General features: G+C 47.5%; 9 protein-coding genes. 8 read left to right on the top strand and 1 reads right to left on the bottom strand.

The window, feature by feature from the left end:
* Positions 1-8: 8 nt before the first annotated feature.
* From M2134_RS06155 to M2134_RS06125, 7 genes are all read left to right on the top strand, one after another.
* Complete coding sequence (locus M2134_RS06155; RefSeq protein WP_280750413.1) at positions 9-1,385, top strand: glycosyl hydrolase family 28 protein; 1,377 nt, start codon at positions 9-11, stop codon at positions 1,383-1,385.
* A gap of 549 nt (positions 1,386-1,934) precedes the next feature.
* A complete protein-coding gene (locus M2134_RS06150; RefSeq protein ID WP_280750412.1) occupies positions 1,935-3,041 on the top strand; it encodes a 6-bladed beta-propeller in 1,107 nt (368 codons plus the stop codon).
* Between the two features lie 144 nt (positions 3,042-3,185).
* On the top strand, positions 3,186-6,605 hold the full coding sequence (gene ileS, locus M2134_RS06145; RefSeq protein WP_280750411.1) for an isoleucine--tRNA ligase: 3,420 nt from the start codon (positions 3,186-3,188) through the stop codon (positions 6,603-6,605).
* A gap of 113 nt (positions 6,606-6,718) precedes the next feature.
* On the top strand, positions 6,719-7,099 hold the full coding sequence (locus M2134_RS06140) for a TraR/DksA C4-type zinc finger protein (RefSeq protein ID WP_280750410.1): 381 nt from the start codon (positions 6,719-6,721) through the stop codon (positions 7,097-7,099).
* A 39-nt stretch (positions 7,100-7,138) separates the two neighbouring features.
* Positions 7,139-7,768 (top strand): lipoprotein signal peptidase, encoded by a 630-nt coding sequence (locus M2134_RS06135; RefSeq protein ID WP_280750599.1) that lies wholly within the window; start codon positions 7,139-7,141, stop codon positions 7,766-7,768.
* Positions 7,758-8,603: a DUF4296 domain-containing protein gene (locus M2134_RS06130; RefSeq protein WP_280750409.1), complete on the top strand. Its 846-nt coding sequence runs from the start codon at positions 7,758-7,760 to the stop codon at positions 8,601-8,603. The genes M2134_RS06135 and M2134_RS06130 overlap by 11 nt, the downstream gene beginning before the upstream one ends.
* Positions 8,576-8,932, top strand: a complete 357-nt coding sequence (locus M2134_RS06125) for a hypothetical protein (protein WP_280750408.1) — start codon at positions 8,576-8,578, stop codon at positions 8,930-8,932. Before M2134_RS06130 ends, M2134_RS06125 begins: the two co-directional genes overlap by 28 nt.
* Here the strand turns inward: M2134_RS06125 and M2134_RS06120 are convergent.
* Positions 8,864-9,622, bottom strand: coding sequence for an RNA methyltransferase (locus M2134_RS06120; protein WP_280750406.1), 759 nt, complete (start codon positions 9,620-9,622; stop codon positions 8,864-8,866). The genes M2134_RS06125 and M2134_RS06120 overlap by 69 nt on opposite strands.
* 79 nt (positions 9,623-9,701) lie before the next feature.
* On the opposite strand from M2134_RS06120, the gene M2134_RS06115 reads away from it, so the two are divergent.
* Positions 9,702-12,056, top strand: a complete 2,355-nt coding sequence (locus tag M2134_RS06115) for a BamA/TamA family outer membrane protein (RefSeq protein WP_280750405.1) — start codon at positions 9,702-9,704, stop codon at positions 12,054-12,056.
* The last annotated feature ends 110 nt before the right edge of the window (positions 12,057-12,166 follow it).

The following is a 12,166-nucleotide window of genomic DNA, read 5'->3' as shown; positions in this document are numbered from 1 at the left end:
AAAGTCTCATGAAACATATTAATATATTAACGCTCTTATTTGCCTGCATCTCCTGTTTTACGATCTCTGCCCAGGATATCTTTCCTGACGGGACACCCATTCCCGATTGGTTCAGAGAGACGACCCCAACCCGTATCGAGTCGTTGGGGAAGGCCTATCGTATCACGGACTATGGCGTAGTGAACGATAGCACTATTTTGCAAACAGAAAAGATACAAGCCATTATCGATCAGGCGCATCAAGCGGGTGGGGGAGTGATCGTTATTCCGCAGGGCACGTTCCTGAGTGGCTCGTTATTCTTCAAGCCGGGCACTCATCTGCATCTGGAAGAGCAGGCAACGCTGAAGGGTAGCGATGATATAAGCCATTTCCCGCTTCTGATGACCCGCATGGAGGGACAGACGGTGAAGTATTTCGCCGCCTTGGTTAATGCCGATGGTGTCGATGGCTTTACGATCTCCGGCAAGGGAACGATCGATGGGAATGGCCTTCGTTATTGGAGAGCCTTCTGGCTGCGCCGGCAGTTCAATCCGAAGTGTACCAATATGGATGAGATGCGCCCTCGCTTGGTGTATATCTCTAATAGCAATCATGTGCAGCTCTCGGGTGTGCGTCTGCAAAACTCTCCCTTCTGGACAACCCATTTCTATAAATGTACCTATGTGAAACTGCTTGGGCTCTCCATCACCTCGCCGGCCAGTCCGGTTAAAGCGCCCAGTACGGATGCGGTGGATATTGATGTGTGTAGTAACTTCTTGATTAAGAACTGTTATATGGCGGTGAATGATGATGCCGTTGCCCTCAAAGGGGGAAAAGGTCCTTTTGCCGATAAGGATGAAAACAATGGCGAGAATCGCAATATTATTATCGAGGACTGTACCTATGGGTTCTGCCATAGCGCCTTGACCTGCGGTAGCGAAGCGATCCATAATTACAATATCCTGTTTCGTCGTTCAACTGTAAAAGATGCGCATCGCTTGCTTCAGCTCAAGATGCGTCCTGACACCCCGCAGCATTATGAGTTTATTCGTCTGGAAGATATCTCAGGAAATACGCGCAGTATGCTCGATGTGAAGCCATGGACGCAATTCTTCGACCTGAAAGGGGAAGATGGTATTCGTGTCTCTTATGCCAATGATATCACGATGCGGAATGTCAAATTGGCCTGTGCCACGGCTTTCGATGTGATCGAGTCCGATCAATATCAGCTTTCTGGCTTCACCTTTGAGAACCTTCAGGTCGAAGCGGGAAAAGTATCTGCCGAGGGTACGGAAATGATTCGGGATCTGACGCTGAAAAATGTCACTATCAACAACCAACCATTCACGGGCGACCGAAAACAAGCATCTTCCGCAACGGAAAATAAAAAGCAATGGGAGGAGTAAACTTTTTAACATTTTGCCTAAAAAATGTAGCTATTCAGTGAATTTGACTTGTTTTGTTTTTATATAAGTCCGACAGGAGAATGTGCAATTTCTCCTGTTTTTTCGCTACAAAATGACCTTAAATCGGGCTATATGTTAATAATTGATAAAATGAGGCTTCAAATTCGCATTTTTCCCACTATCAAAAAGTAACCAATTTTCCGAAATAAGACTCTTTTTGATAGATGTAGGTCGAGAAATCGGGTTGTATTCAGGGTGATTAGCTTACGTTTTAATAGTATTTAGGGGGTGTCTAGGGAGTGCCTATATAGTGCCTATATGGTGCCTACATGGTGTCTATATAAAAAGTACGTAGATAGTACGTAGGCAGTACGTAGGCAGTACGTAGGCACCCCCTAGGCAGTATACCCCCGGTTAGTAGCTAATAATAGCCTATTGTATGTCATTTTTCTCTGAAAAAAAATATGCCTATTTTCACTCGCTAAATGGATAGGCTTTCCATATCCATGCAGAAGATTTTATCAATCACAGCGTAATAGTTCAACAATCATGAAAAAAGTACTATTTATTCTTCTTGTGTTAGCCCTGTTCTCTTGCAAAAAAGCAAATAATTCGCAGGGTGGTGAAGCCGACGGCGCGGCAGTGACAATGCTGACATTCAATCCGAAAGAGTCTGTTTCTATTTATGATACGCCTTTCTTTGAAAAGAAAAAGGTATTGACATTGGAGGTCTCTGACGAATCTTTACTTGCCGGATATCCCTCCCTGCTTCAGGACGAAGCCCATTATTACATTTATACCCCCAACCAGCCGGCTCCTGTTCTCCGGTTCGACAAAAAGGGGCATTTTGTCAATGCCATAGGAGCCATAGGAGAAGGCCCGGCGGAATATGTTTTATGTTCGGATGTCTTGTATGATGAAAAAGAGAAGCTGATCAGCGTATTGACAGATGTAAAAATAAAACAATACAAATCTGACGGAGCTTATCTGCAATCGATCGATCATGATCTGCCGGCCAGTACTTTTGTGAAGGATGAACAGGATGACTGTTATTGGTTCTATATTGGCAACAACAATATGTATAGTCCCTATAAGTTGTTTAAACGGAATGTCCGGACAGGAACGGTCGAAAAGTATTTGTATGAAGAGTCACAATTGTTTCCCATGATAGAGAATAACTTTTCAAAATGTGGAACCACTACCTTTAGGGAGAGTTTCAATAACAAACTGTACCATATCGCAAACGGGCAGTTGACGGAACGATTCGCTGTCGATTTTGGTCCCTTATCTCTGCCCGCTTCCATACATCAGGAAGATCCTATGATGGTGTTAGACAAACTGAATAATACACATTACGCCACTATAAGAGGTTTTTACGAGAACGGCAAGTATGCCTATCTCCTTATCTCCGAAAAAACGGAAGAGGATCCGATTCCCTTCTTTTTCCATTGGATCATTAAAAAGGAAAACAATACAAGTCTGTTAATTAAACAGGTCAAACATCTGTCGGAAGAGTCCTATCTATTCTTCCCTCAGTTTCTAACAGGCGATGATGATCTTTACTTTATCGGTTACATCCTGGAGCAGGAAGAAGCGTTGGGTAATCCCGAAGAAAACCCTTCTATTGTCAGTATAAATCTGAAAGAACTGTTGTAAGAGTAGGCGAGAAGCAGGCTTGTTATAAGCCCTGCCTTTCTTATGGGAATTATGTGAAATCCTTTGCGTTGTGTCTTTTCATTGTCGAATAATATGAGTACCTTTGCGCAATTTTTAATGTGAGTCATAAAGTTTGAAGAAAAGATGAATAAGAAGTTTACCGAATATTCGAAGTTTGACCTGTCGAGTGTAAATAAAGAAGTGCTGAAGAAATGGCAGGATGGCGACATCTTCCATAAAAGCCTTCAGATACGCGAAGGCAAGCCGTCGTTTGTGTTTTATGAAGGGCCTCCTTCAGCGAATGGTATGCCGGGTATTCACCATGTGATCGCACGCTCAATCAAAGATATATTCTGCCGCTACAAGACCATGAAGGGTTTCGAGGTGAAACGCAAAGCGGGTTGGGATACCCATGGGTTGCCTGTGGAGCTGAGTGTGGAAAAGGCATTAGGGATAACCAAAGAGGATATCGGTAAAAAGATTTCGGTAGCCGACTACAACGCCGCCTGCCGGAAGGATGTGATGAAATATACCAAAGAATGGGAAGACCTGACGGAGAAGATGGGCTACTGGGTGGATATGGATGATCCGTATATCACCTATGAGAGCAAATACATCGAGACGTTGTGGTTCCTGTTGAAGGAACTTTACCAAAAAGGACTTTTATACAAAGGATATACCATTCAGCCCTATTCACCGGCCGCCGGGACAGGGTTGAGCACACACGAATTGAATCAGCCGGGATGTTACCGGGATGTGAAAGATACCACCTGTACGGCGCAATTCTATATTCAGGATCCTAAGCCTGAGATGACGCAGTTTGGTGATCCCTTCTTCCTGGCATGGACAACGACTCCCTGGACATTGCCTTCGAATACAGCGCTTTGCGTGGGGCCGAACATTACCTATGTAGCTGTTCAGTCCTACAACCCCTATACAGGTATGCCGATGACGGCTGTACTGGCCAAAGACCTGGTGTCTGCTTATTTCAGTGAGAAGGCAGCCGATCTGGCGTTGGAAGACTACAAGCAGGGCGATAAACTGGTTCCTTTCAAGGTAGTAGGCGAATGGAAAGGTGCTGAATTGGCCGGCATGCGTTATGAGCAACTGATTCCCTGGGTGAATCCGGGCGAAGGGGCTTTCCGCGTGATCACCGGTGATTTCGTGACAACCGAAGATGGTACGGGTATCGTACATATCGCACCGACCTTTGGGGCGGACGACGACCGGGTGGCAAAAGCCAACGGGGTGCCTCCTCTTATGATGTTAGACAAAGAGAAGGTGACGCGTCCGATGGTCGATCAGACCGGAAAATATTATCGTTTGGAAGATTTGGATACTGCCTTTGTGCAGAAACAGATGAACGCGACAGACTATGACCCGTTCGCGGGAAGCTTTGTGAAGAACGCGTTTGATAAAAACCTGACCGAAAAGGATGAGACACTGGATGTGCGTCTTTGTATGATGTTGAAGGTACAGAACCGTGTGTTCCGTATCGAGAAGCAGGTGCATAACTATCCGCACTGCTGGCGTACCGATAAGCCGGTGTTATATTATCCGCTGGATAGCTGGTTTATTCGCACCACGGCTTGTCGTGACCGGATGATTGAACTCAATAATACGATCAACTGGAAACCGCAGAGCACCGGAACAGGACGCTTCGGCAAATGGCTGGAAAACCTGCAGGACTGGAACCTGAGCCGTAGCCGCTATTGGGGTACTCCGCTGCCAATCTGGCGCACGGAAGACGGATTGGAAGAGATCTGTATCGGCTCGGTGGCCGAACTGATGGAAGAGATCCAGAAATCGATCGATGCGGGCATCATGGAAAATAATCCGTTTGCAGACTTTACCCCCGGCGATTATTCGGAAGAAAACTATAAACGGATCGACCTGCATCGTCCCTATGTGGATGAGATCGTGCTGGTGTCAAAAAGTGGCAAACCGATGAAACGTGAGGCAGACCTGATCGACGTATGGTTTGATTCGGGCGCTATGCCGTATGCACAGATTCACTATCCGTTTGAAAATAAAGAGATCCTCGATAATAAAACCGTTTACCCCGCTGACTTTATTGCCGAAGGGGTTGACCAGACACGTGGTTGGTTCTTTACCTTACACGCACTGGGCACAATGATCTTCGATAGCGTAGCTTTCAAAGCGGTGGTGTCTAACGGTCTGGTGCTCGATAAGAATGGTAATAAGATGTCGAAACGTCTGGGCAATGCGGTGGATCCGTTCGAGACAATCGACAAACATGGATCCGACCCGTTGCGTTGGTATATGATTACCAATGCCTCGCCTTGGGATAATCTGAAATTCGATGCGGAAGGAATGGACGAGGTGCGCCGTAAGTTCTTCGGTACGCTTTATAATACCTACTCTTTCTTTGCCCTCTATGCCAATGTGGATGGATTCGACTACTCCGAAGCTGATGTGGCTTGGGAAAAACGGCCGGAGATCGACCGTTGGATTCTCTCTCTGTTGAATTCGCTGGTGAAGGATGTCGATGGCTATTACGAAACCTATGAGCCGACGCGTGCCGGACGAGCTATTTCAACCTTTGTCAACGATCACCTGAGTAACTGGTATGTGCGTCTGAACCGTCGCCGTTTCTGGGGTGGAGGTATGACGGAAGATAAATTGTCGGCCTATCAAACGCTGTATAGCTGTCTGGAAACAGTGGCGAAGCTGATGGCTCCGATTGCTCCGTTCTATGGCGACCAATTGTTCCTCGATCTTGTAGGCGTTACCGGACGTGAAAAGGTGGAATCGGTGCATCTGGCAGATTTCCCTGTTTACGACGAGGCGAAAATCGACAAAGTACTCGAAGAACGTATGCAGATGGCACAGGATATCTCTTCTATGATTCTGGCCTTGCGTCGTAAAGTGAATATCAAAGTGCGTCAGCCGCTCCAAACCATTATGGTACCGGTATTGGATGCAACCCAACAAGAGCATATTGAAGCCGTAAAAGCGCTTATCCTCAATGAGGTGAACGTGAAAGAGATGCGCTTTGTTGATAATGCGGCAGGTATTCTGGTGAAGAAGATCAAACCGGACTTCAAGAAACTGGGCCCGCGTTACGGAAAGATCATGAAGAGTCTGGCGGCAGCTATTCAGGCAATGACGCAGGATGATATCAACCTGTTTGAAGCGAAGGGCGCGTTTACCCTGTCTGTCGAAGGACAGGAGGCAACCCTGGAGCTGGCAGATGTAGAAATCATCTCCGAAGATATCCCCGGATGGCTGGTGGCCAACGAAGGCCGTTTGACCGTGGCATTGGATATCACCATCACGGAAGACCTGCGTAAAGAGGGCTTGGCTCGTGAACTGGTGAACCGTATTCAGAACCTACGAAAGAACAGTGGCTTTGATATTACGGACAAGATCCATGTGACTCTGCTCTCTTCCGAAGAGATGGATGCGGCTGTTCAGGCGTTTGCCGATTATATTTCCAATCAGGTATTGGCCGAATCGATCGAGGTCGTTGATGTGATTAGCGACGCTACTATGCTCGATTTTGAAGACTTCCAATTGTCTGTTCGGATAGAAAAGGTGTAATAAATGCCGCTTGGGTATAGAGAGTCTCGAAAATAGAATTATATTTGTATATAGTAAACAGGTATTGCATAATAGAGAAGATAATTAATTGTTGAACCGAAAACAATAGAACCATGGCAGAGAAAACAAGATATTCGGATGCAGAACTCGAGGAGTTTCGCGCCATTATATTAGAAAAGTTGGATAAAGCGAAGAAGGATTATGAGTTGTTGCGCTCGGGAGTAACCAATTCCGATGGCAATGATGTGTCGGATACTTCACCTACTTTCAAAGTGTTGGAAGAGGGAGCCGCTACCTTGTCGAAAGAGGAGGCAGGCCGTTTGGCACAGCGTCAGATGAAGTTTATCCAGAATCTGCAGGCCGCTTTGATTCGCATTGAAAACAAGACCTATGGTGTTTGCCGTGAAACCGGTAAATTGATCCCGAAAGAACGTCTGCGCGCGGTGCCGCATGCTACGTTGAGTATCGAGGCCAAACAGGGCGGAGCAAAATAGAAATGGAGATAATTAATGAAGAATTCAATAAGAACTTTTATCAATACGCATAAAGGATGGGGAGCAGTGTTTATTGTAATGCTGCTCCTTCTGCTTGACCAGGCGTTGAAGATCTGGGTAAAGACCCATATGGAGCTGCATGAGAGCATCCGGATCACGTCGTGGTTCTATATCTACTTCACGGAGAATCCGGGCATGGCATTTGGCATGGAGGTGATGAGCAAATTGTTCCTCTCCCTGTTCCGGATCGTTGCGGTGGGATTCATTGGCTATTACCTGTTCTCGCTGGTGAAGAAAGGTTTCAAAATGGGTTTTATCGCGACGATAGCCCTTATCTTAGCCGGAGCGATTGGTAATATTGTCGACTCTGTTTTCTACGGAGTCATCTTCGATCATAGCTCAGGACAGGTCGCTACACTCTTCCCGGAAGGGGGTGGGTATGCCACCTGGCTGCATGGGAAAGTGGTTGATATGCTCTATTTTCCGCTGATTGAAACAACCTGGCCCGACTGGATGCCTATATGGGGAGGCAAGGAGTTTGTCTTCTTCCGCCCTATCTTTAACCTGGCTGACTCGGCCATTTGTGTCGGTGTCTTTATCTTACTCTTGTTTTATCGGCATACCCTGTCGGAAAGTTTGTCGAAAGAAGAAAAAAAGGATGTGGAATAAGCTACACATACGCTTTAGTTGTTTTCAGAAAACCCTGCTTTCACCCCTGAAAAGTGGAGGCGGGTCTCTCGTTGTTCTCTCTTTTCTTCTTTTAGGCATAGCCTGCAGCAAGGCACCGAGCGGTATCCTCTCGGAGAAAGAGATGCAGCGGGTGCAAACGGATATGATGGTAGCCGATGCCCTTATCTATACCAACCAGAAGGATTTCTCAACCGATACAGCAAAAGTGGCTTTATACGAATCGGTATTCCGCAAACATAAGATCACGCAGGCAGTGTATGATAGCTCGCTGATTTGGTATGGGAAAAACCTCGATATCTATATGAAGATGTATGACCGTATTCTGGCCGATGTCAACCGGCGCATTCGTGACCTGGGTGATGTACAGGCGGAAGCGGCTCCTGCCTCAAACCGTGACTCGGTCGATATCTGGCCTCGTCGTAGCTTTATGGTGTTTCATCCGAAGGCTGTGTTTAATGGGATTACTTTCGATATTAAGCCGGATAAGCACTATGCCTCGGGAAGCTCTTTTGTGTTGGGGATGCGCGTATGGGGTATGCCGGATGATATGCGTTCCCATCCGGAACTGCGTATCAGCGTGGTGCAGCGTGATACGATCCTGACCGAGCAGGCAACAATCGAAAAGGATGGCTATTACGAATTGGCTTTATCATCGATGCCCACCCGTCAGGTGCAACGTGTTTATGGCTATGTTTGGCTGAACAGCAACGATACCGCCTATCATAAAATCTATATTGACGGGATGAAGCTTATGCGTTATAACTACGGTACCCCCTTTGAAACCCAATGGGGCGAAGCGGAACCGGTCGACTAACTCTTCTTATGCGTCGGATAGCCTCCCATTTTATCTGGTATCGCCACGTATATCCTTTACATTACCTGGAAATAGATGAGCAAGGATGCTTTCGCGGTGTATTCCCTTTGCGTGAAGAGATAGCCGGAACTGCTTTCTTTGATGGGGTGTTAATCCCTGTTCCTCTCGATTTGATAGATAGTTTCCATCCGGACGAATGGGAATGTGTCACGGAGAATCTTCAGGTGGGTGATCCGGTTCAGGTGATCCATATCACCGGCTTAGAGGCTGCGGCGGCGAAACTCGGCGCATACGATGGCGGTAGCCGTGGCTACATTGAGCGACTCTGAGGTGTCTCTGCCGGCAGGATAGCTGGGGATAAAGAGTTTTTCGTTTACCAAAGCCTCTATCTCAGGAGAAATACCCTTTCCTTCATTGCCCATAATAAGGATGCCTGTTTCAGTCAATTTCTTTCGGTAGATGTCTTCTCCATCCAACAGGGTGCCGTATATAGACACGCCCTTCTCCTGCTGCTGCGAAAGCCATTCGGTTAGGTCGGTATAGAACACCTTGACACGGGCAAGCGCTCCCATGGTGGCTTGCACTACTTTGGGGTTAAACAGATCCGCTGTGTCCGGGCTGCATACAATCGATTCCAGACCAAACCAATCGGCAATACGGATAATTGTCCCTAAATTACCGGGATCCTGCACTCCATCCAATGCTAACACCAACTGACCGGCTGGATCAACCGTTTCAATCGACCAGTCAGGCTGCCGGAAAACGGCAATCACATCCTGCGGGTTCTTCAATAGGCTTGCCTTGCGGATATCCTCCTCATCGGCATCCAGTAGTTCGCGTGCGGGCAGGTCTCCCTGTGTGGCCAGCCAGGATGATTTGGCAAGAATAAGCTCCGCCTCAAAAGCGGGCAACATGTCGGCTACCAGCTTGTTTCCTTCGGCCAGAAAAAGCCCCAGCTCATTTCGTTGCTTCTTCTTTTCTAACGATCTGATCAGTTTAACCCTGTTTTTACTTATCATATTTGCCTGTTTTACGCGACAAAAGTAGATGAAATTGTTTAATTTCAGTACTTTTGTCTCTCATAAAAGCGAAGAAAGGATGAAAGGTTTTGTGCGTTTACTTGGCGGGTTGATATGCGCGGCTCTATTGGCTTCCTGTAGCTCTACAAAGTTTGTGAGCGAAGGGGAATATCTGCTTGACAAGGTACGGATCGAATCCGACAATCCTGACTACAAACCGACCGATCTCAAACCCTATCTCCGGCAACAACCTAACTTTAAGCTCTTTGGTTTGGTGAAATGGCAGCTTTATGTCTATAATTGGTCTGGTCGCAACGAGAAAAACTGGTTTAACAAACAACTCCGTCGGATCGGCGAAGAGCCCGTATTGTTGGATACCACGCTGGTCGAGCAGTCGGCGGATGAACTGAGCCGTTTCCTTTATAATAAGGGGTATATCAATGCGGAGGTAAATGCCGCTGTCGATACCTCTCGCCATAAGAAGGCGACCGTTACCTATCATATCACATCCAATGATCCGTATCGCATCCGTGAGTATGGTATGGAGCTCGACGATCCGCGCATCGATAGCATCGCTCATCTGCAGCCGCAACGCCGCTCGCGCTTGTCGGCGGCCTTCCGCTCCGCGCCGGAAGGCCTCACCCCATTGGTCAAAGAGGGGGCTCTTTTCGATCGTGATCTGCTCGATCAGGAGCGCCAACGTCTGACAACCCTGTTCCGACGGCATGGCTATTATGCTTTCAACCGCGATCACCTGGCCTATTGGGCTGATAGCTCTTTCCAACAAAACGTCGTGGATATGGGCATGGTGTTACGTCCCTTCAGGCGGTATCAACCCGACGGTTCCTATGTCGATACGCAACACCGTCCCTATTATATCCAGGATGTCACGATTCTGACCGATTACAACGCTTTGGATCTCGATGCCGATTCGCGTTTTACGCAGACCGATTCGGTGACCGACGGTAATATACGTATACGCTATGGTATATCGGGCAAGAGCATTCGTCCCGGCGTTTTGCGCAATGCCACCTATTTGCTCCCCGGGCAGATCTATAACGAGCGACAAGTAGAGCAGACCTATTCTGCCTTCTCCTCCTTGCATGCCTTGAAGAATACCAATATCCGTTTTGAGGAGTTTGAAGAAAACGATACCCTGAAATTGCATGCCACTATCCTGACCTCTCCGGCCAAACCGCAGAGCTTCGGGGTCGACCTGGAAGGAACGCATAATGCCGGTGACCTGGGTTTTGCCTCCAGTCTTAGCTATCAACATCGTAACCTCTTCAAAGGAGCTGAAGTGTTTACCGCCCGTATCCGCGGGGCTTATGAATCGCTTTCGGGCAACCGGGGCAATGGGCTCGATAGCTATTGGGAGTATGGGGGAGAGGCCTCTATTCGTTTTCCCAGCTTCCTTTTCCCGTTTATCAGTCATGACTTTAAGCGAAAGCTGCGTGCTTCGACAGAGTTGAGGGTTAGCTATAACAATCAGACACGTCCGGAATATGAACGGGCGATCGTGTCGGGTGGCTGGAACTATATCTGGCAGGATAGGAGCAATGCCTTGGCGCGACATACCTTCAAATTGTTGGATGTTGATTATGTTTTCCTTTCGCGTGTGCAGAAGTCTTTTATTGATTCTCTGCCGGCCTCTATGGTATTGTATAACTACTCCGATCAGTTTATCGTTTCTTCGGGTTATACCTATTCCTTTAATAGCTATACGCCACAAAACCGATTGCGTAATACCCATTCGTTGCGTATCTCTTTCGAGGCGGCCGGTAATATATTGTATGGTCTTTCCACGCTCTTGAATGCCGACAAAGACAAAAATGGTCGTTACAAACTACTTGGCATCAATTATTCCCAGTTCGTGAAGGGGGATGTCGATTTCAGTAAAGGGATTATTCTTGATAACCGCAACCGCCTGGCTTTTCACATAGGGGTAGGAGCGGCCGTCCCTTATGGCAATGCCGAGATGATGCCTTTCGAAAGACGTTATTTCGCCGGGGGAGCCAACAGCGTGCGCGGTTGGTCGGTGCGTACCCTGGGGCCGGGAAGCATGCCCCGCACGTCGGCTACTAATTTTGCTTTGCAGGTGGGGGATATACGTCTCGATCTCAACTTGGAATACCGTACCAAATTGTTTTGGAAGTTTGAATTGGCCTCCTATATCGATGCCGGGAATATATGGACCATCCGTAAATACGAAGACCAGCCCAATGGTAATTTCGAGTTCAGACGCTTCTATAAAGAGATTGCTTTCTCATACGGTTTAGGTCTTCGTCTTGACTTCGACTTCTTCTTAGTGCGCTTAGATACCGGTATGAAAGCCTATAACCCGCAGGAACGTGGCGATCGCCGCTGGCCCCTCCTGCATCCCAAGCTCAGTAAAGACTTCGCCTGGCACTTTGCTGTGGGGTATCCATTCTAACTGCTCGCCTGAGTATCTGCTGGCCGAGCATGATGAGCCAGTTGGCTGAGCCCTGTCGACCAATTGGCTGAGCATGGTCGACCAATTGGCTCATCATGCTCAGCCAACAA

The sequence above is a fragment of the Parabacteroides sp. PM6-13 genome, assembly GCF_029892605.1.
Lineage (GTDB): Bacteria > Bacteroidota > Bacteroidia > Bacteroidales > Tannerellaceae > QVMG01.
Note: the sequence above shows the minus strand (reverse complement) of the source record. Positions and strands in the feature narration are given on the sequence as shown.